Source organism: Myroides sp. C1519, assembly GCF_038039755.1.
In the GTDB taxonomy this organism is placed as follows: domain Bacteria; phylum Bacteroidota; class Bacteroidia; order Flavobacteriales; family Flavobacteriaceae; genus Flavobacterium; species Flavobacterium phaeum_A.
Genome location: NZ_JBBPHM010000007.1, coordinates 45649 through 66536 on the forward strand (window position 1 = coordinate 45649; position 20888 = coordinate 66536).

At 33.4% G+C, this 20888-nt stretch carries 17 protein-coding genes; 13 read left to right on the forward strand and 4 right to left on the reverse strand.

Annotation, left to right across the window (positions count from 1 at the left end; genetic code table 11):
* The first annotated feature begins 11 nt into the window (after positions 1–11).
* From AABL81_RS05790 to AABL81_RS05820, 7 genes are all read left to right on the forward strand, one after another.
* Positions 12–845 carry a GIN domain-containing protein gene (locus tag AABL81_RS05790; RefSeq protein WP_158209938.1) on the forward strand — a complete coding sequence of 278 codons (834 nt, stop codon included), beginning with the start codon at positions 12–14 and terminating at the stop codon, positions 843–845.
* 73 nt (positions 846–918) lie between these two features.
* Positions 919–3306, forward strand: a complete 2388-nt coding sequence (locus AABL81_RS05795; RefSeq protein WP_233269315.1) for an ABC transporter permease — start codon at positions 919–921, stop codon at positions 3304–3306.
* Positions 3299–4594 carry a TolC family protein gene (locus AABL81_RS05800; protein ID WP_341340554.1) on the forward strand — a complete coding sequence of 432 codons (1296 nt, stop codon included), beginning with the start codon at positions 3299–3301 and terminating at the stop codon, positions 4592–4594. Before AABL81_RS05795 ends, AABL81_RS05800 begins: the two co-directional genes overlap by 8 nt.
* 117 nt (positions 4595–4711) lie before the next feature.
* The gene (locus AABL81_RS05805) at positions 4712–5842 is read left to right on the forward strand and encodes an Mrp/NBP35 family ATP-binding protein (RefSeq protein WP_158209941.1); all 1131 of its coding nucleotides are present in this window, start codon (positions 4712–4714) and stop codon (positions 5840–5842) included.
* A 20-nt stretch (positions 5843–5862) separates the two neighbouring features.
* Entirely contained in the window at positions 5863–6102 is a 240-nt protein-coding gene (locus AABL81_RS05810) for a NifU family protein (RefSeq protein WP_090409512.1), read from the forward strand.
* A 118-nt stretch (positions 6103–6220) separates the two neighbouring features.
* Positions 6221–7276 carry an NAD(P)/FAD-dependent oxidoreductase gene (locus tag AABL81_RS05815; RefSeq protein WP_158209942.1) on the forward strand — a complete coding sequence of 352 codons (1056 nt, stop codon included), beginning with the start codon at positions 6221–6223 and terminating at the stop codon, positions 7274–7276.
* Between the two features lies 1 nt (position 7277).
* A complete protein-coding gene (locus tag AABL81_RS05820; RefSeq protein WP_090409516.1) occupies positions 7278–7616 on the forward strand; it encodes a 2Fe-2S iron-sulfur cluster-binding protein in 339 nt (112 codons plus the stop codon).
* 151 nt (positions 7617–7767) lie between these two features.
* On the opposite strand, the gene AABL81_RS05825 is transcribed toward AABL81_RS05820, so the two are convergent.
* Positions 7768–8472 carry a DedA family protein gene (locus AABL81_RS05825; protein ID WP_158209943.1) on the reverse strand — a complete coding sequence of 235 codons (705 nt, stop codon included), beginning with the start codon at positions 8470–8472 and terminating at the stop codon, positions 7768–7770.
* An 8-nt stretch (positions 8473–8480) separates the two neighbouring features.
* A complete protein-coding gene (locus AABL81_RS05830; protein WP_158209944.1) occupies positions 8481–9734 on the reverse strand; it encodes a dicarboxylate/amino acid:cation symporter in 1254 nt (417 codons plus the stop codon).
* A 295-nt stretch (positions 9735–10029) separates the two neighbouring features.
* Here AABL81_RS05830 and AABL81_RS05835 point away from each other — a divergent pair, with 295 nt between their 5' ends.
* From AABL81_RS05835 to AABL81_RS05855, 5 genes are all read left to right on the forward strand, one after another.
* Positions 10030–11931, forward strand: a complete 1902-nt coding sequence (locus AABL81_RS05835) for a S9 family peptidase (RefSeq protein WP_341340555.1) — start codon at positions 10030–10032, stop codon at positions 11929–11931.
* 161 nt (positions 11932–12092) lie between these two features.
* Positions 12093–12935, forward strand: coding sequence for a hypothetical protein (locus AABL81_RS05840; RefSeq protein ID WP_341340556.1), 843 nt, complete (start codon positions 12093–12095; stop codon positions 12933–12935).
* Positions 12936–13344: 409 nt separating this feature from the next.
* Positions 13345–14544 (forward strand): aminopeptidase C, encoded by a 1200-nt coding sequence (locus AABL81_RS05845; RefSeq protein WP_158209947.1) that lies wholly within the window; start codon positions 13345–13347, stop codon positions 14542–14544.
* A 16-nt stretch (positions 14545–14560) separates the two neighbouring features.
* Positions 14561–15388, forward strand: a complete 828-nt coding sequence (locus tag AABL81_RS05850; protein ID WP_158209948.1) for a mechanosensitive ion channel family protein — start codon at positions 14561–14563, stop codon at positions 15386–15388.
* 211 nt (positions 15389–15599) lie between these two features.
* Positions 15600–16184, forward strand: coding sequence for a DJ-1/PfpI family protein (locus AABL81_RS05855; RefSeq protein ID WP_158209949.1), 585 nt, complete (start codon positions 15600–15602; stop codon positions 16182–16184).
* A gap of 49 nt (positions 16185–16233) precedes the next feature.
* Here the strand turns inward: AABL81_RS05855 and dusB are convergent, their stop codons facing one another.
* A complete protein-coding gene (dusB, locus tag AABL81_RS05860; RefSeq protein WP_158209950.1) occupies positions 16234–17226 on the reverse strand; it encodes a tRNA dihydrouridine synthase DusB in 993 nt (330 codons plus the stop codon).
* A gap of 154 nt (positions 17227–17380) precedes the next feature.
* On the opposite strand from dusB, the gene AABL81_RS05865 reads away from it, so the two are divergent.
* Positions 17381–19747, forward strand: coding sequence for a hypothetical protein (locus tag AABL81_RS05865; RefSeq protein WP_341340557.1), 2367 nt, complete (start codon positions 17381–17383; stop codon positions 19745–19747).
* On the opposite strand, the gene AABL81_RS05870 is transcribed toward AABL81_RS05865, so the two are convergent.
* A complete protein-coding gene (locus tag AABL81_RS05870) occupies positions 19728–20885 on the reverse strand; it encodes a Pycsar system effector family protein (protein ID WP_158209952.1) in 1158 nt (385 codons plus the stop codon). The two genes, AABL81_RS05865 and AABL81_RS05870, sit on opposite strands and share 20 nt — an antisense overlap.
* Positions 20886–20888 lie beyond the last annotated feature (3 nt).

Sequence of the window (20888 nt, forward strand, 5' to 3'; positions counted from 1 at the left end):
AACGAATAGATATGAAAAAATTAGTAATGTTCTTCTTATTAGTAGGAAGCAGTGTTTTTGCACAAGTAAAAGAAACGCGCCAGGTAAGTGATTTTGATAACGTAAAAGCATCACAGGGAATTAGAGTTGAGTTTACCTATGGTGAGCCTAAATCAGTAGTTGTTGATGCAGAAGATCAAGAGTTATTAGATCGTGTAAAAACAGAAGTAAATGCAAATGGGCGTTTATCGGTTTACATAGAGTCAAAGGTCAGTAGAAAGCGAAATAAGGTTGTTTATATGGGAAGTAATGGGAAGTCAGTTGTTGTTACAATTCACAACCCTAAGTTAGAAGGAGTACAAGTGTCATCTTCAGCTCGTTTTAATTTGGTCAACGAAGCAAAAGCTAAGCACTTCTCAGTGACAGCATCAAGTTCAGGAAGATATGAAGGAGCCTTAGTTAAAGCGGATGACTTGACAATAGAAGGAAGTTCATCTGCTAAAATAGGAGGAAGCTTTACGGTGATGAGTAATGCAAGTTTATCTGCCAGTTCATCTTCATCAGTAGAGGTTAGTTTAACAAGTAAGAAAGCAAGTTTTGGAGTGAGTAGTTCAGGTAAAATTACTGCATCAGGAAAAGCAAATGAGGTTAATGCATCAGCATCAAGTTCTGGAAATATCAAAGCAAGAGAATTTGCTACAAAGACATTAGATGGCCGTGCAAGCTCATCAGGTTCAATGATTTTTACTGTTTCTGATGAGGTAGTAGGGAGAGCAAGTTCATCAGGGCGCGTTCAATACGTTGGTGATGTTCAAAAAGTAAATGTTTCAACTTCTTCATCAGGATCAGTGAAGAGAGTTGAGTAATCAATACAGATAAAATAAAAGTGTAAGGATTCCTATGATAGCGAATTGGTTTAAATTATATATCAAGAATTTAATGAAGAACAAGATTGTTTCTGCATTAAACATTTTAGGGTTGGCGGTTGGAATGACAGCTGTTATCCTCGTATTGTTATTTTGGAATAACGAGCATAGTTATAACCAGTGGAATCCTTATAAAAATAGAGTATATGAAGTAGAGGGAACGTCAGAGTCGTATTTTAAAAATTGGTTTCCAGCGCCTGTTACAAACAATTTAGATAAGCTATCAGATATTGTAGAAGCTTATAACTTTAGCTTTACGTTTGACGATATTTCAAGTGTTGAGGTAGAGGGACGCAAAGATTTTTTGTACGAAATAAGTGAGAAGCAAGCTAACTTTTTTGAATTTTTTCCGTTTGAAGCAATTTATGGAAGTGCAGAGGAATATAAAAAGAATTATAAAGACGCTTTAGCGATTGACATAACAGAAGCAGAGCGATTATTTGGTAAAGGGGTTAATCCAATTGGGAAGACGATTGTACTGGAAAATGGAAAGGTGTTATCTGTCCGTTTTGTTTATCGTGTTCCTGGAAATAGTTCCGTTACTTTTAAAGGCTTAACCTCTTTTGTTACTGAAGACCAAATAGCTTTTAATAGAGAAAATAATTGGGGAGATCACAATTATACTTTGTTGCTGAAGTTAAAAGAAGGAATCCAGATTAAAGATGTTCAGGAACGTATCAGAGATGTGATTTACGACGATGTTTTTCAAATGTATATGAAGAATAAGTCGCTTACTTTAGAAGAGTTAAAGAAAAATTTTAAAGATAACATTGTACTTCATTTTAATCCATTAGATACAGTTCACTTAAATCCCCTTTCAGGAGGATTGGGAGGAGGAGCAACTGCGGCAAAGGTGTTGAATATAATGATGGTTTCTGCTGTCTTATTGTTAGTGTTATCTATTATAAACGCAGTTAACTTGGCTTTAGTTAACAGTTTTAAACGCGCCAAAGAAATAGGAATCAGAAAAGCAATAGGCGTTACAAAAGGACAATTGTTTCAACAGTTTATTTTTGAATCAATTCTTACTGTAGCTGTAGCTTTGGCGATTGCTTTAGTGTTTGTTGAGGTATTACTACCGTATTTTAATTTGTTAGTTAATCGAACCATTGTGTTTAATCTATCTACTCTTGCATTGCCAATTGTTGGAATTGCTTTAGTGGTTATTTTATTGTCGGGTACATTGCCAAGTTTATTCTTGATTTCATTTGATACGTTGAAAGTGTTGAAGGGGAATTATATGCGTGGAAAAGCAGGTATTCGCATTCGAAATGTGTTTTTAATTTTACAGTTTGTCATCGCCTTTTTCTTTTTGACAACCGCTGTTTTTATTCACAAACAGGTAGATTATATTTTACAAGAGGACTTAGGCTTTAATGGCAATCAGGTTGTTAATATTAATTTTAAAATTAAGGATATTAGCAAGCGAAATACGCTTTATCAACAGATAGAATCTGACTTAAAAAAGATTGCAGGCGTAAAAGAAACGACGATGCATTCAATGCGTATTGGTGGAGGGTATAGCAGTGCTTCTGGAAATAAAATAGGAGACACTTCTGTTCAAAGTAACAATGTTTCTGTAGGTTATGATTTTTTAAAAGTGTTTGATGGAGAGTTGGTAGAAGGGCGTTTCTTTGATCGTAACCTTGCAACAGATAGTGTTAGTAAAGTTCTCGTTAATGAAACATTTAAAACAACTTTCAATTTTTCAGATGGAATACTTGGAAAGAAGATAAAGTGGAATGGAAAAGAGTTTGAGGTAATTGGTGTTGTAAAAGATATGAAGATAGAAGGGGTTAGTAAAAGCACTAATCCGTCAACCTATTTTATGCCTAATTCAGTTGATTGGTTTTATTATTTGGCGGATCATATCGCAGTAAAAATAGACGCTAAAGATACCCAAAAAACATTACAGGCATTAGAGGATTTTTGGAGTAAAAGGATAGACTCTACATATCCTATGCAATATACATTTGCAAATGAAGACTTCGCTAAGAGTTACCAAAAAACACTATATCAACGTACGTTGTTTATGTGTTTGATGGGGGTATCAGTATTTATAGCGCTGTTTGGCTTGATGGCAATTGTGTCTTTCAGTATTGAAAGCAGGTTAAAAGAAATAGCAATTCGCAGGGTATTAGGAGCTGATTCCACTAATCTGATTTTAAAGTTATCTGTGCGATTTATTGTGTATTGTCTTATTGGTTTTATCATATCAATTTACCCTGTAGTCTATGTAATGAATCTGTGGTTAGAGGACTTTGTTTATCGCATTTCAATCACTGTATTACCATTTGTTATTGCTTTTGTATGCTTGATGCTTTTCTCAATGTTATTAGTGTTTTGGAAAGCTTGGCAAGCAACGCGTATTAATGTTTTAAAGTATATTAATTATGAATAAAGTAAGTTGTTTATTGTTTGTCATAATGTTTGCGTTTAGTTCTTATGCTCAAGAACAATGGACTTTGCGTGATTGTGTTGAAAAAGGCAAAGAAAATAGCTATAAGCTGATGGTTGCCAGTTTAACGAAAAGCGTTGCAGAGAAGTCAAAGCAAAGTGTTGCTTCTTATTATTTGCCTAAAGTAAATTTAAATGGGAGTCAAGGATATAACTTTGGTTCGGCCGTAGATATGAGTACAAACTCGCGTGTTAGTTCAAATATTGCAACAACACAAGCTTCTGTAAATACCAGTTTAGAGTTGTTTAATTGGTCAAATTTTGTAGAAAATAAGCAACAGCAGTTATTGGTTGATTATGCAGAATTGAGCGAACAAGAAGTATTTTATGAATACCAATCAGAATTGTTGCAATTGTTTTTTGGGATTATTGGAACACAAGAATTTTTAAAGATTCAACAACAGCAATACGTCAATAGTGAAGAGAACTTCCACCGTGTAAGGAAAGAAGTTGAAGCAGGTGCAAAGCCACAGAGTGATTTGTATGATATAGACTTTATTTTTCACAATGAGAAAATCAATATTCAACAAACAGAGAATGATTTGAATAACCAAAAGATGAGGCTATTGCATTTGTTGAATATAGACTCGCTGTCAACAAGTCAAATTACGTTGGTTTATCAAGAGGAAGCAATGGACTTACTTACAGACTATACGTTCAATCCTACGCTTGAGAAGTTTCGTTTAAATCAGATGATTTTGGAGAAAGACAAGCAACTTTTAAGGTCATCTAATTTGCCTTATATATCAGTAAATTATTCTTTTGGATCTTTTTATTCACGTCCTTTCAATACTGCTTTAGACCTTGATATTAACGCTTTTTCAAAGCAAATGGGAGACAATAAGAGTCATTCTATTGGCTTGCAATTAACCATTCCAATATTTCAAGGAGGGAATATTATTCGTAAAGTGAAAAAGAAAGAAGAAGAATTGCGATTAAATGAAATGCGAATTAAAGAGAGTGAAACAGGATTATTGAAGCAAAATCAAGAAATAAATCAGGAGATTGAACAATTAGATTTAATAGCACAACAGCTGTCTAAGGGAATAGAGTTGTCACAGAAGTCATTCATTACAACGCAAGTTAAGTACGAGAATGGTAAAGCAGATATTTTTTCTTTCAATGCTGCTAAAAATCAAATGTTAAGTGCTCAATATGCCTTGATTAAGAATAATATAAACAGGTCTTTATTGGTAAAAAGACTTCAGTTAAATAATACTAATATGCTATAATTAAAAGTTATAGCATTATTTGTATTTAGAATATATTAACATTAAAATTTCAAATATTCCCACTATATTTGCGTTAGTCAGAATTTATATTAAATTGTTGAAAACTAATCGCATATAATGAAATTAGATAGAAAAGAAATTCTTAAAGCATTGGAAACTATTTCAATCGCTGGAGAAGGAAAGAATATGGTAGAAAGTGGAGCTGTTAGCAACGTAGTAACTTTTGGAGACGAAGTTGTTGTTGATTTAGTGTTAACTACACCAGCTTTACATATTAAAAAAAGAGCGGAAGTGGATGTAATGAAAGTTATTCACGACCAAATTTATGACAAAGCAAAAGTAAAAGTCAATATAAAAGTAGAAGCTCCAGAGAAACCTGAAATCAAAGGAAAAGCAATACCAGGTATTAAGAATATCGTTGCTGTATCTTCAGGAAAAGGAGGAGTAGGTAAATCTACTGTAACTGCAAACTTAGCAGCAAGTTTAGCAAATATGGGATTCAAAGTTGGTATTTTAGATGCTGATATTTACGGTCCTTCTATGCCAATTATGTTTGACGTAGAGAATGCTAAACCAATCTCTGTAGAAGTAGATGGTAAATCTAAGATGAAGCCAGTAACTGCATATGGAGTAGAAATTCTTTCAATCGGATTCTTCACAAAAGGAGATCAAGCGATCATTTGGAGAGGACCAATGGCAGCAAAAGCATTAAACCAGATGATTTTTGATGCAGATTGGGGAGAATTAGATTTCTTATTAGTTGACTTACCTCCAGGAACAGGAGATATTCACTTATCAATTATGCAGTCTTTACCAATTACAGGAGCAGTTGTAGTTTCTACACCTCAAGCTGTAGCATTGGCAGATGCTAAAAAAGGAGTATCTATGTTTATGTCAGAAAGTATCAACGTACCAGTATTGGGAATTGTTGAGAATATGGCGTATTTTACACCTGAAGAATTACCAGAAAACAAATATTACATTTTCGGAGAAAACGGAGCTAAAAACTTAGCAGAAGATTTACAAGTACCTTTCTTAGGAGAAGTGCCAATTGTACAAAGTATTCGTGAGGCAGGAGACTATGGTCGCCCAGCAGCGTTACAAAATGATACGATCATTTCAGAAGTTTTCAATAACGTTACAAGAAATGTAGTAGAGCAAGTTGTGTTAAGAAATGAATCTTTACCACCAACAGAAGCTATTAAAATTACTACTATGGCTGGTTGTTCATCAGCAGGTAAAAAATAATGATTAATTTATAAAGAAATATGACATCACAAACTATCAAACAGAATGTCGAAAAGGCGTTAGATGAAATCCGTCCGTTTTTACAAGCAGATGGAGGAGACATCACACTTTTAGACATTGTAGATGACAAGCACGTAAAGGTTCGCTTAGAAGGAGCTTGTACAGCTTGCAGTGTTAATCAAATGACGCTAAGTGCTGGAGTGGAAACTACTATTAAAAAGTATGCTCCAGAGATCGAATCTGTAGTTAATGTCGGCTAAAAATAACATAGTCAATTATCAATAAACAACCCGTTTGTGGTGTTATTCATTGATAGTTGACTTTTATCATTTTTAATAATTATAGCAAAGAGGAACTTTGCCCAAAAGAAACTACATCATGATTGAAACAGATATAATAATTATTGGAGCGGGCCCTACAGGTCTGTTCGCTGTATTCGAAGCAGGATTATTAAAATTAAAGTGTCATCTAATAGATGGGCTTCCTCAGCCAGGAGGTCAGTTAACTGAGTTGTATCCAAAGAAACCTATTTTTGATATTCCTGGATATCCATCAGTTGGTGCTGCAGAGTTGATCGATAATTTAATGGAACAAATTAAACAGTTCCAACCTGGATTTACATTAAACGAAGTTGCTGAAACAGTTGAAAAACTTGAAGATGGAACGTTTATCGTTACAACAAATAAAGGTACAAAACATCACGGAAAAGCAGTTGCTATTGCTGGAGGTTTAGGTTCTTTTGAACCAAGAAAACCAGAATTAGAGAACTTAGCTTTTTACGAAGATAAAGGAGTTGAATACTTTGTGAAAAAACCTGAAATGTTTGCAGGTAAGAAGATTGTTATCGCTGGTGGTGGTGACTCTGCTTTAGACTGGAGTATTTACTTAGCTGAGATTGCAGCTGAAGTTCATTTGGTTCACAGAAGAAATGAATTTAGAGGAGCTTTAGATTCAGTTGAAAAAGTACAGGTTTTAAAAGATCAAGGTAAGATTAACTTAATTACGCCTGCAGAGGTTGTTGCTTTAAAAGGGAATGACGAGAAATTAGAGGCTGTAGTGATTGAGAAAGATGGAGAGCAATCAGAAGTTGCTTGTGATTACTTTATTCCTTTATTCGGGTTAACACCTAAGTTAGGACCAATTGCTAATTGGGGATTAGAGATAGAGAAAAATGCTATTAAAGTTAATAATGCATTAGACTATCAAACTAACATTCCTGGTATTTATGCTATTGGAGACGTAAACACTTATCCTGGTAAATTAAAGTTGATTTTATGTGGTTTCCACGAAGCAACATTAATGTGTCAAAGTGTTTATAATATGATGAATCCTGGTAAGAAATTTGTATTAAAATATACAACAGTATCTGGAATTAACGGGTTTGATGGAACACGTAAAGAAGCAGAAAAAGCTGTTGTAAAAGCAATAGACTAATATGGCAGAAGATATTAAAATTACGATTGTAGACCGCGATGGCGTTGCCCATGAGGTAGATGCTCCTACAGACATGAATATGAACGTAATGGAGTTAGTACGTGCTTATGAGTTAGCACCAGAAGGAACGATTGGAATTTGTGGAGGTATGGCGATGTGTGCTTCTTGTCAATGTTACGTCTTGAATGCAGATGAAGTAGAGCTTCCTGAGATGAATCCAGATGAGGATGCTATGCTATCAGAAGCATTTAACGTAAAAGACAATAGTAGATTAGGTTGTCAGTTGCATTTAACACCTTCATTAGAAGGTTTAAAAGTTGAATTAGCGCCAGAAGGCTAATTATATAACAATACATAGTAATATAAAGGCTGTACGTTTACGTACAGCCTTTTTTTGTAACGATCATTGTAATCTTAGGTAAATTAAGGAGGATATTGATAAGTACAAAAAAAGGGATAACAATTTGTTATCCCTTTATGTATATTTTATTTTAAGCTTCTTCACTGCTTTTTTTCTTTTCAGAACCACCTTTGCTTTTCATCAATTTGATGATTACAGGAAGTGTAGTAACTAAAACCAAGAATAAAACAATGTACTCGATATAATCTTTTAAGTTGATACCGTAGCTATCCATTAACCATACTTGTAAGTAGTGACCTGCAAAGATTAATGTAGTAGCCCATAAGAAAGAACTGATTACGTTATATAACATAAAACGTTTGATATCCATTCTTACGATCCCAGCAATAATCGGAGCAAATGTTCTTACAACAGGTAAGAAACGAGCAAAGATAATAGCTCTACCACCGTGTCTTTCAAAGAATACTTTAGATTCGTATAAGTATTTCTTTTTGTAAATAAAGTTATCTTTTACGTTATACAAATAGTTACCACTTTTTGCACCAAACCAATAGCCAAAGGTGTTACCTAATATTCCGGCTAAGGCAACTAAAGTAGAAAGTAAAGCAACATTTACAAAGTCACTTTCAATTGCAAAAAGCTCTTGCATTAAAGCTGTGCTATAAATTCCAGAAAGGAATAATAAACTGTCTCCAGGTAAAAAGAATCCTGCAAACAATCCCGTTTCAGCGAATACAATGAATAGTACTACATAGATTCCGATTGAGTGACCAGCGATTTGTAGATTTATATAAAACTCAGGGTTAATTAACTGAGAAATTTGAAATTCGTCCATAATTGTTTTTATTCTATATCAAGTGTTTCATTAGTGTGTTCTTCTTTTTCCTCAAATTTATCAATTGCTGCAGTTGATAAAGCATTTCCTAATACGTTTGTCATACTTCTACCCATATCACAGAAGTGGTCAATAGGTAAGATAAATGCAATACCTTCAGGTGGAATATTAAACATTGCGCAAGTAGCAACAATAACAATTAAAGAAGCTCGAGGTACTCCTGCAACTCCTTTACTCGTAACCATTAAAACAAGAAGCATTAATATTTGATCACCTAAGGTCATAGGTACGTCGTAAATCTGGGCAATAAAGATACTGGCAAATGTAAGATACATCATACTACCATCTAAATTGAAAGAGTAACCCAAAGGTAAGGTAAATGAAACTATTTTAGAAGAACAACCGTAAGCTTTTAATTGTTCAACTAATTTAGGGAATACTGCTTCACTACTTGTTGTAGAAAAGGCAATTAGTAAAGGTTCTTTAATTGCTTTTAACAATCTCCAAACGTCTTTTCCAATAATAAGGAACCCTACCAAAATTAAAACAGCCCATAGAATCACTAATCCTAATGCGAAAGCACCTAAATATTTAGCATACGTGATAAAGATTGTTAGTCCATAAAGAGATACTGCACTCGCAATTGCTCCAAGAACTCCCAATGGGGCAGTCCACATAATATATGTAACCATTTTTAAAACTACTTCAGATATTCTGTCAAATAGTTTAATAACTGGTTTTGCTTTTTTTCCTAAAGTAGATAAGGCAATTCCAAAGAACACCGAGAATACTACAATTTGAAGAATCTCATTATGCGCAAAAGCTTCGAAAATACTCTTAGGGATTAAGTGCTCAATGAATGACTGTAAACTAAGTGCATCTGTTTTAGTCAATAAATCATTGGCAGAAGAAACATTATTTAAATCAAAGTTAGCACCAACACCAGGTTTAAACCAATTAACAAGGACTAATCCGATACCCAGAGAAACCATAGATGCTGTAATAAACCAGCCCATTGCTTTCATACCAACTCGTCCAACCATTTTCATATCTCCCATTTTAGCTATTCCGACTACAAGCGTACAGAAAACTAAAGGAGCGATAATCATTTGAACTAAACGAATAAAGATTGTTCCAAGTAATTTAATGTTGTTGGAAAAACCTTCGATATATTCAGGTAAGGTATAGTGAATAATACTTCCGAATATCACTCCGATAACAAGAGCGATAATAATTGCAATGAAAAGTTTGTTGTTCTTCATTTTTAGTTGTGATTTGAGCGTGAAAATAGTTATTTTTTTAGAAAAAAAAGTTCTTTTAGAAAAAAATAACAAATGTTTTTGTATCACTTCTATGTTTTTTGTGGAGAATTTATTAATATGAGAATTTTATAAGTGATTATTCGATTTTTATAACTATTTAAATCGATGTGAAAAAGGTTTGAGTTTTCAACAATTTTGTTTCTATCGAATTCTAAGGACGTTGTGATAGAATTCTTTATCTTTCGGCTCAAATCGAAAGAAAGTTTATATTTACACACTTTATAAAACCCTAATTATGAAAAAAATATTCTTATTTGCCTTGAGCTTAGCAAGTTTATCTTCATTTTCTCAGGAAGTTATGACCAAAGAATTGCTTTGGAAGCTGGGGAGAGTAACTCCGATTGGTGTTACTAAAGATGGTAAAAACCTTATTTACAAAGTAGGGCACGCTAATATGGAGGAAGATAAGTTTGATTCAAAGACTTATCAAATACCTTTAACAGGTGGTAATCCTGTTGAAGTAACAGATTTTAAATCGTTATTAGTTGACAAGAACATTTCTCCTGATGGAAAAATGATTTTATCTGACAAAGCAGTAAAAGTTGGAAAAGTTCTTGGAAAAGATTTATACCCAACAATGGAAAAATCGGATGCTTATGTGTTTGATGGTTTAGATTACAGACATTGGGATACTTGGAATGATGGAACACATAATCACGTTTTTTACAGTTCAGTAGAAGATGAAAAAGGTGCGATTGACATTATGGTTAATGAACCGTATGATGCTCCACAAAAGCCATTTGGAGGTGATGAGGATTATACTTGGACACCAGATGGAAAGAGTATTGTTTACGTTTCTAAAAAGAAATTCGGAACAGAATACGCTACAAGTACAAATACTGATTTGTATGAGTACAATTTAGAAACAAAGAAAACGAAGAACTTAACTGAGTCGAATTTAGGATACGATACTAATCCTACTTTCTCTCCACAAGGGCACTTAACTTGGTTGCAAATGAAACGCGACGGTTTTGAGGCTGATAAAAATGATTTAATCGTTCGTTACGATGGTAGAGATTTAAACCTTACTGCTAATTGGGATGGTACAGTTGCAGGTTACCAATGGAGTAAAGATGGTAACAAAGTTTATTTTACTGCTGCTGTAGGTGGAACAATTCAGTTATTTGAAATTAACTTCCCAGGAAGAAAGCGTATTGCTCCAGTAGTTCACCAAATCACAGACGGAATGTTTGACGTAACAGGAATTGTTGACGTGATTGGTGATAAAGCAATTGTAACGCGTACAGACTTCAATCACGCAGCAGAAGTTTTCTCTTTCGATATGAAGAAAAATGAGTGGACTCAAATTACAAAAGTAAATGACGAAGCTTATTCAAAAATTGCAATGAGTAAAAGTGAGAAGCGAATTGTAAAAACAGTTGACGGAAAAGATATGGTAACTTGGGTTGTATATCCACCAAACTTTGACCCTAATAAAGAATATCCAACTTTATTATACTGTCAAGGAGGACCACAATCTGCTTTATCACAATTCTATTCATTCCGTTGGAACTTCCAATTAATGGCGGCAGAAGGATATATTATCGTTGCTCCAAACAGAAGAGGTATGCCAGGACACGGAGTAGAATGGAATGAAGCAATCAGTAAAGATTGGGCAGGTAAACCAATGCAAGATTACTTAGCAGCTATTGATGATGTAGCACAAGAAAAATATGTTGATAAAAACAGATTAGGAGCAGTAGGAGCGAGCTACGGAGGATATTCAGTATTCTACTTAGCAGGAATCCACGAAAATCGTTTTAAATCGTTTATTTCTCACTGTGGAGTATTTGACTTAGTAAGTATGTACGGAACTACAGAAGAGGTGTTCTTCCCTAATTTTGATACAGGAGGAGCATACTGGGAGAAAGATAACAAGGATGCACAAAATGCATATGCAAACTTTAACCCAATCAACAATGTTGATAAATGGAATACTCCAATCTTAGTTATCCAAGGAGGAAAAGATTACCGTGTACCAATCGGACAAGGTCAAGAAGCTTTCCAAGCTGCACAATTAAGAGGAATAAAAAGTAGATTTTTATACTTACCAGAAGAAAATCACTGGGTTGTAAAACCACAAAATGCGCAAGTATGGCAAGGTGAATTTTTCCGTTGGTTAAAAGAAACTTTGTAATATAACATAGTATAATTTACGAAAAAGGCTGTCTTCTATAGACAGCCTTTTTTGTTTCTGTAATTTAATGAAAGAGAAATTGAATGTTTTGTAAAACGTATTTTAGTTAATTTTTTTAAGATATGTTTTGGCTAATTTTGTTAAAAATATAAATTTAAGATATGAAAAAGATTTTATTAAGTTTAGTAGTAATTGGAGGATTATTAGTGAGTTGTAGCTCAGATGACAATAGTTCAAATGAAAATGGAACTACAGTAGGTGGAATTACAGCACCTCATAAAGTGATTAGAGTTCTTGACAAGATTGAGGTTAGTTCAACTACAACTTGGCATGATGGAGAGGTAGAGACATCAAATAGTACAATTACTTATGAGTATGAAAATGGAAAGTTAGTTAAAATTGTTACTGATAGAAATGAGGTAGTAGGTGAGATAAAGTATAATAAAGGAGGAATTGAGAGTATTTCTAATATTGAGGATACTTTCTTTTTGTCTGAAATCACAGGAAAAAAGCTTGATGGGGCTAAATATGGAAAAGTGAATCAAATTCACAAAGGTAATCCTGTTGATCTTACGTTTTACTCATTTGATGAAGATGAAAAAGAAATTGAAGGAGAAATTCAAACAAAAATATCTTATGATGCAAAACCATTTTTTGCGTTCCATACTCTAAATACGACAGGGGCAATTGATTTATCTAAGAAAACACAGATTGATTTTGGTTCTCCAGTTGGTGCTGCTTTAAGTGGAATTAATGAGGCAAATAAGTTATTACCTGTGAATAATATTACTGGAATAAACCATATTTATGATGAAAAGGAATCATTTAGTGCTACTGTTACATATGAATATGACAAAGAGGGGTATCCTGTAACTGCTATTTTTGAAACAGTTGATAAATATACTTATAACGATTGGAATAGGGAAACAAGAGAGTCTTTTGAGGTTATAGCAGAAGATAAGGATAAAGGAACTGTAAAATTCTATTTCAAAGAAATAAAATAATATAAGGAGTTGAAAAGCTTGAGAGGCAAGTTATTTTAACTTAATTGTACTTTTGTTAAAGCCTAAGAGATTGTCTCTTAGGCTTTTTTGTTGTTTACTTGTTTAAGATTACTTTTAGATGTACTATAATGAAAACGAGGTAATCCTATTGTGTTTCCATACGATTTCCATAGTTTTTATGGTGCTACTGGAGAACTCTGTCTCGCCTTGCTATAGCTGTACACTTTTTTTGAGATTTTAATGTTAGCAAGGGGAAGGTAAAGAGAGGTAAAAACATTTTTTTTGTGCAAAAACTAATTTATTTTATACTTTAACTCCGTTTTTAATGTTGAAAATGTATGTTTGTTTGAAACAATTTGGAATAAACCTAAAGCTTTTTTTATCTTTACAAATCTAACAACCTAACAATATGTATAAAAATCAATTAAAAGCATGGGCATTAGCGCTTATGTTATCAGCTGGTTACTCTGTAACTTCATTTGGACAAGATAACTTAGTAAACTCACTAAGATTAAATGCAAGTGAAAAGAGTAAGGAATTATATCAATTTACAGATGTAGTTGATATTGAAGCAACTTCAGTAAAAAATCAAGGTTCATCAGGAACTTGTTGGAGTTATTCAGCAAACTCTTTTATCGAATCAGAAATGATGAGAATGGGAAGAAAACCAGTTGAGATTTCACAAATTTTCTCTGCTCGTAATGCTTATGTTGAGAAAGGAAAAATGTATGTGCGTATGCACGGAGCTGTTACTTTAGGTGATGGTGGAGCATTTCACGATGTAATGAATATGTACAAAATGTACGGAGCTGTTCCTCAATCTGTTTACACAGGATTAAATTACGGAACAGATAAAAATAAGTTTGGAGAAATGGCTGCAATACAAGAAGGAGTATTAAAAGCTATAGTTTCTAATCCAAACGGAAAGTTAACTCCAAACTGGGAGAAAGCTTATGCAGCTGTAATTGATGCTTATTTAGGAGAAGCTCCTAAAAAATTCAAATGGGAAGGAAAAGAATATACTCCTCAATCTTTTGCTAAAGAAGTTATTGGTGTAAATGCTGATGATTATGTTGAAATTGGTTCAGACTTAAATTACCCATTATATGATAAGTTTGTTTTATTAGTTCCTGATAACTGGGCTTTTAATCAAGCATACAACGTTAAAATGGATGAATTAACAGAGATTGTTGACCACGCAGTAAACAATGGTTTTACAGTAGCTTGGGCAGGAGATGTTAGCGAAAAATACTTTAGCTGGAAAAATGGTGTAGCTTTTGTACCTGAGAAGGAATATGAAGATATGACTTTGGAAGAAAGACAAGAAATGTTTAACGGACCAAAACCAGAACGTAAAGTAACGCCAGAAATGCGTCAAGAAGCTTTTGATAATTATACAACTACGGATGATCATGGTATGCATATTGTAGGAATTGCAAAAGATCAAAACGGAAGAGAGTATTATGTTATTAAAAACTCTTGGGGAATTTCAAATGACTACAAAGGATATATGTATATGAGTAAAGAATACGTTAAGTATAAAACTACTGATATTATGATTCACAAAGATGGACTTCCAAAAGGAATCGCTAAAAAATTAAAAATATAACAGATAAAAAATTGCTATGGAGAAGATTGTATTGAGTTTAGAAAACTTTTTAGAACAGATATTATTAGCCTTACCGAGATATGCTGTAGGTATATTGGTAATTATAATAGGTATCTATGTTATTAAAGGTGTTGTAGGTATTATAGGAAGAAGATTTGAGAAGAGAGACCTTGATAAATCATTAAGAGGGTTCTTGCTTAGTATGATTCGTTTCATGCTTTATATCGTTCTATTTGTTGTGGTATCGGGTATTATGGGCTTTAAGTCGATGAGTTTTACTGCCATATTTGGTGCCGCTGGTTTAACGATTGGTTTGGCTTTACAAGGAAGTTTATCAAACTTTGCAGGTGGAGTTTTAATCTTAATGTTTAAGCCGTTTAAAGTAGGTGATTATATTTCAAACACGGGTAGTACTGAAGGAACTGTAGAGCGTATAGATTTATTATATACTACGTTAACTACTGCTGCTGGATTAAAAGTTTTTAGTCCAAATGGTACATTAGCAAACTCAGTGATTACAAATTATAGTGAGATTACTGCAAGACGTTATGACTTTGTAGTTGGTATTTCTTACAGTGCTAATATTAAAGAAGCAAGAGAGGTTATTTTAGCTGCTTTAGATAAGCATGAGTCTATTCAAAAAGATCCAAAACCAATTGTTTTTGTAAATGGATTAGCGGATAGTTCAGTTAACTTAAACGTTCGTGCTTGGATGGCAAAAGAGGATTACTGGAATACAGTATTTGAAATTCAACAATTAGTAAAAGTTGCGTTGGATGAAGCAAATATCGAAATTCCATTTCCACAAACAGATTTACACATTATCTCAGATAATACAAAATAATACGAAGAGCCCTTTCAGTTTTGAAAGGGCTTTTTTATTGTCTATGCCTTTAAAGCTGTGGCTTGGTTACTAATTTAAGGCTATTGGAAAAGGAGTGTTTTAAGGTTGATTATAAGTAGGTTGAAATGTGTTATAGAGAAAGTTGCTAAAACTCTTCGCAATGAATTTTTATTGTATGTTATAAATTATAGTAGTTTTGAAATAAAAAAAGATGGAACGTAAGAATATCTACATTTACTTATTTGATGGTTACTCGGATTGGGAGGTTTCTTATATTATGCCTGAAATTCGAAAAAATGCACACTATAGACTCATCACTGTTTCTGACAAAGGAAGGGCAGTAATGTCAAGTGGAGGACTGCGAGTTTTACCGGATGTTTCTGTTGAAGAAATAAACTTAGCTAACGCAACAATGTTTATCTTACCTGGCGGTAAGTTGTGGGAAACCCAATTACCTACAGATATTAGAATAGATGCTGTTATTAATTATGCTTTGGCGCAAGGTATGATGATTGCAGGAATATGTGGGGCAACTGCTTATTTAGGTAAAAAAGGTGTTCTTGATAATCGTTTCCATACAAGCAATGATGTTTCTTATCTGAAAGCTTTAGCGCCAGCTTATACAGGTGATAAGTTGTATTTAAACAGTTTAGCAGCAAGTGATGATTTAATTATTACTGCAAGCGGAATTGGAGCTGTTGAATTTACAAGAGAAATTATGTTGCAATTGCTATTTGAAAAACAATATATAGAACAATGGTTTGAATTGTTCAAAAACGGAAATTTAGTTGCTTGATAAAGCGATGTTTTTAGAGAAGAAAAAAGCTCCTTAATTGGAGCTTTTTTTATTCTATAACGTAATCTTTGTATTCTTCCGCAATGCGATCAAATAAACTTAATAATTCAATAGGATCATCAGTTGTAACTAATTTTAAACGATGTGGTTTAAAACCGTGAATACCTTTGAAATAGTTAGTGTAATGACGTCTCATTTCAACGATACCAACACGCTCACCTTTCCATTCCATAGACCATATTAAGTGGTTTTTAGCAGCCTCTAAACGATCTTTTATTGTTGGAGGAGGAAGTAATTCACCTGTTTTAAAATAGTGTTTGATTTCATCAAAAATCCAAGGATATCCAATAGCTGCACGACCAATCATCATACCATCTAAACCGAATTTCTCTTTGTACTCTAATGCTTTTTGTGGACTATCAATATCACCATTACCAAAAATAGGCATTGTAATACGTGGATTGTTTTTAATGCGTTCAATATGTGTCCAGTCAGAATGCCCTTTATACATTTGTGCACGAGTACGCGCGTGAATAGTTAAAGCTTGTACTCCGATGTCTTGTAATCTTTCAGCTACTTCGTCAATGTTGATAGAATCATCATCCCATCCTAAACGAGTTTTAACCGTAACAGGTAAATTAGTACTGTTGATAACTGCTTTTGTTAAGCGTACCATCAAATCAATGTCTTTTAAAACACCAGCACCAGCACCTTTAGATACTACTTTTTTTACAGGACAACCAAAGTTGATGTCAACTAAGTCTGGTTGAACTGTTTCTACAATACGAGCAGACATTGCCATAGCTTCTTCATCTCCACCGAAGATTTGAATACCTACAGGTCTTTCGTAATCAAAAATGTCTAACTTCATCTTACTTTTCATCGCATCTCTAATCAACCCTTCTGAAGAAATAAATTCTGAGTACATAAGATCTGCTCCGTGTTTTTTACACAAACGACGGAATGGTGGATCACTTACGTCTTCCATAGGAGCTAAAAGAAGCGCGTGGTCAGGAAGTTCTATGTTGCCAATTTTAATCATATTCGTTTTCGAAATTTGATGCAAAAGTACAATAATTTTAGTTTTTCAAATTTTTGTAAGTAAGAAACTTGTCAATTCTACATTATACTGAGTTAATCTATAGCCCGACAAGTAGTTATTTGTTATCTTTAAGGCACTAAAGAACCCCATAATTATGCGATTAACAACTTTTGAATTTACGCCTTTTAACATTGAGTTTTCTTTTCATCGATTGATAAAAGCGATGAATGAATTTATTGTAGATCCGAACAGGAATGAGATAAAAAAGACTTATCTAAAAGATTTATTGGAGAGAATAAATGTTGTTCCTGATTTATGTACAAACATAACAGCTACAGAAGTTCTTCAAGATAATGAGGCTTTGATTCAAGAGTTGTTAGAGATTTTATTTCCAGTAGCTTTAAAAGACAATGAAATAAAAGCAGTTTCTATGCCCTTTCAACAATTGATGTTTAACTACACCAATCGTTTTAAAAAAATAATTGCCGAGAGTGGGATAAGTTATGATATAGAAATTCGTGATTTTGATCAGCATCAATATTATATTGCTTGTTGCTGTATTATTATGAATCATTATTTCAATGCTGATTTTGATTTGACTCGACCGTTGTTTATCGACTTGCCAGATGCAAAAGGAATTATACATCACTATCGCGTGTTATACAATGCTGATTTTGTTGAAATAATTCCAACTGATAAAGCTATTATGCTGACAAAGGCAGATATAGAATTGTTGCAAGATAATTTTGACAACTTAGACTTGTGGAAAGAGAAATTTCCTCAAGAAAGTTGGATTATACGTGGTTTTGGTATTGTTAGTTTGGTAGATGTTACGGTTGAAAGTGCTTTATCATTGTTGAAAGAAAACTTTTTAAAGTCGCAATTACAGCGAACACCTATTGGCGATACATTAGGACAAATATTCAGTTCTATTTTTAGAGTGCCTAATTTAAAAATTGGTTATACACCGATTGAATTAGAGACATTGGTTCAGAAAGAAACTCGTGATATAATGGGATTGAAAAGTCATTTATTGAATGATGAAAGCACAGGTATTGTTTTATCTAAAAAGGCTTATGAGGAGCTTATTTCAGAAAAAAAGTATTTCTGTATCTCTGATATTGATGAAATGATGTTAGATAAGCAGGAAGAGAAAATGTGTCTGCATCTGAGAAAACAAGGTGTTAGGAGCTGTTTGTTTAGACCTGTGGTTATATCAAGTGGTTTGGAGGGTATCTTGGAGGTTGTCTCTGAAGTACCTCGCGATTTACACACTGTAAACGCACAGAAGTTAGAAGCAATGATGCCTATTATTTCAGAAACTTTTGAGCGTGTAAAAGCAGATTTGCTTAACCAAGTTGAAGCTATTATACAGCGAGAGTTTACGACGATTCACCCAAGTGTTTATTGGAAGTTTATTGAAGAAGCAAAACGAAACTATATAGAAAGTGTTATTGATAAAGACTATATTATTAGTCCAATATCATTTCCAAAAGTATTTCCTTTGTTTGGAGAAATAGACATTAAAGGATCAAGCAAGTTGAGAAATGAAGCAATTGTTGCTGATTTGAAATCTCAATTGACTTATTTAATTAATATGTTTGATAAAAGTGCTTGTCGCAATGGGGCACTTGTTTTTGAGAAACACTGTTTGCGTTTAAATGCTTATTTACGTCAATTAGAAACTCGTTTTTATTCTGGTTTAGAACAGTTGATTCAGAACTATATTAAAGAAGAGATACACCCATTTTTAAGAAAAGAAGGGCATCTTTTTGATGAAGAAATATTAAAAGAATACCTGTCTCATATAGACGTTCAGTTTGATATTTATTACGAGCAACGCAAGGTTTTTGACAACCAAGTAGGTCGTATGAATAAGTGTTTTTCAGATATCTTAGACGAGCGTCAACAAATAGTTCAAAAAGTATTTCCACATTATTACGAAAGATTTAAAACGGACGGAATAGAACACAACATTTATATTGGGGAGTCTATATGTCCGGCGATGTCTTTTGATTTTACTTACTTACAAAACCTGCGTTTGTGGCAATTGCAAGTAATGACTGAATTGATGTGTGTTCACTACCGCAATAATATTCAGGATATGATTAAAATGGATGTTACAGTATTAATTTTTGTGTACGATACATCTTTGGGAATACAGTTTAGAATGGATGAAAAACGCTTTGATATAGATGGCTCATATAATACCCGTTATGAAGTAATTAAAAAGCGTTTAGACAAGGCGTGTATTAAAGGCACAGAAGAGCGAATTGTTCAACCACAAAAGTTGACAATTGCGTTTGCCTCTACAGAAGATTTAGAAGAATACAGACAATATCTAACGTATGGGCAACAAATAGGTGTGCTGCTTGGCGAAATTGAGCAATTTGAAATTGAAGATATGCAAAGTGTTTCAGGCCTACTTGGTCTGAGAGTAAATGTTAATTTAGACTTTGATATAGAACAATTAGATTACAATAATTTAATGCATGATTACCTTAGAAGCCAATACCTCTAAAAGCCAATACAAAAGCTAAAACAGATGCGATAATTCCAACTGTAAAGATGGTATAAGTAATGCGCAATAGTTTATATTTTTTATCAAGTACTACACCTAAATTGTACAAGTCTTTTGTCAATGCGTGGTGTAGGTACTTATTGTTTTTTAAAATAGTCATTAAAGTCTCTTCATACTCGTCAAAAGGCATTTGGTGAAATGTACCAAAGAAAAGTAAATTAACCTCGTTGTTGTCAACTTCTTCTTTTGTAAAGGTACCAGAGGTTACTTTTGGTCTTGTAGATTGTATGGCGAAAATAATCGTAGCCACGCTAAAAAACAATAAAATAAAAGTAGGGTAAATCAAGTGAGCATTGCTCGGACTATCTAATTTTGGAATTAAAGTAGAAAGACAAATAGAGATAATAATAGCATTTACAGAAAGCAATATATTCGCTTTTCTATCTGCTATAGCACTTAAAGAAGTGTGATTTCTCAAGGTCGTTCTGAACAAAGTATCAATAGTTCTACTTGATTCTGCTTTTTTCTTACGCGCCTTTCTGGTTTCTATTTTTTCTATTTTGGCAAGAATAGCCAATAAGTTTTTCTGTTTATAAGGTTGCCATTGTTGTTGGGCATACACAGTATAATATCTGTGTTTATAAAGCATAATATCTCTATTTTGCTCTAACCATTCTAAATCAGTAAAGGTTTTATTACAAAAATGTTCAACTTCTTTTCTTAGCAAGTCACTTACATCTACATAATTATCATCTGAAAAGTGAGCAAAATCAGCGTCTTTTAAAATGCATTCAAGATCATTTTCAGGAACATAGTCCAATTTTGTAGCCCTAATTAATTGCATAACAATATGTACGTCATCTACATCAACACCATTTTCAAGTAAGAAAGTTTGCGCCATTTGTGCACCACGTTCTTCGTGTTCTTCCCAAGAGTTGATATATCCAATATCGTGAAACCACGCAGCGTAACGAAGAATATTAGCTTCTTTATTTGTTACGTCAACAGTTTTTAGAATTTCTTCTAAACCATTAACAACACGTAATGTATGGTTAAAGTTGTGGTATGTATATTGATGTGATAGTGTATCTTTGTGTATCTGAAAGATATGTTCTTCAACCTTTTGTAGAATTGTCATATT

Bases quoted from the DNA above. Each gene is read 5' to 3' on its own strand.
- AABL81_RS05815 (WP_158209942.1), top strand. From the start codon at position 6,221: ATGATTGAAACAGATATAATAATTATTGGAGCGGGCCCTACAGGTCTG.
- AABL81_RS05840 (WP_341340556.1), top strand. From the start codon at position 12,093: ATGAAAAAGATTTTATTAAGTTTAGTAGTAATTGGAGGATTATTAGTG.
- AABL81_RS05805 (WP_158209941.1), top strand. From the start codon at position 4,712: ATGAAATTAGATAGAAAAGAAATTCTTAAAGCATTGGAAACTATTTCA.
- AABL81_RS05790 (WP_158209938.1), top strand. From the start codon at position 12: ATGAAAAAATTAGTAATGTTCTTCTTATTAGTAGGAAGCAGTGTTTTT.
- AABL81_RS05830 (WP_158209944.1), bottom strand. From the start codon at position 9,734: ATGAAGAACAACAAACTTTTCATTGCAATTATTATCGCTCTTGTTATC.
- AABL81_RS05835 (WP_341340555.1), top strand. From the start codon at position 10,030: ATGAAAAAAATATTCTTATTTGCCTTGAGCTTAGCAAGTTTATCTTCA.
- AABL81_RS05795 (WP_233269315.1), top strand. From the start codon at position 919: ATGAAGAACAAGATTGTTTCTGCATTAAACATTTTAGGGTTGGCGGTT.
- AABL81_RS05845 (WP_158209947.1), top strand. From the start codon at position 13,345: ATGTATAAAAATCAATTAAAAGCATGGGCATTAGCGCTTATGTTATCA.
- AABL81_RS05870 (WP_158209952.1), bottom strand. From the start codon at position 20,885: ATGACAATTCTACAAAAGGTTGAAGAACATATCTTTCAGATACACAAA.
- AABL81_RS05825 (WP_158209943.1), bottom strand. From the start codon at position 8,472: ATGGACGAATTTCAAATTTCTCAGTTAATTAACCCTGAGTTTTATATA.
- AABL81_RS05850 (WP_158209948.1), top strand. From the start codon at position 14,561: ATGGAGAAGATTGTATTGAGTTTAGAAAACTTTTTAGAACAGATATTA.
- dusB (WP_158209950.1), bottom strand. From the start codon at position 17,226: ATGATTAAAATTGGCAACATAGAACTTCCTGACCACGCGCTTCTTTTA.
- AABL81_RS05820 (WP_090409516.1), top strand. From the start codon at position 7,278: ATGGCAGAAGATATTAAAATTACGATTGTAGACCGCGATGGCGTTGCC.
- AABL81_RS05855 (WP_158209949.1), top strand. From the start codon at position 15,600: ATGGAACGTAAGAATATCTACATTTACTTATTTGATGGTTACTCGGAT.
- AABL81_RS05800 (WP_341340554.1), top strand. From the start codon at position 3,299: ATGAATAAAGTAAGTTGTTTATTGTTTGTCATAATGTTTGCGTTTAGT.
- AABL81_RS05865 (WP_341340557.1), top strand. From the start codon at position 17,381: ATGCGATTAACAACTTTTGAATTTACGCCTTTTAACATTGAGTTTTCT.
- AABL81_RS05810 (WP_090409512.1), top strand. From the start codon at position 5,863: ATGACATCACAAACTATCAAACAGAATGTCGAAAAGGCGTTAGATGAA.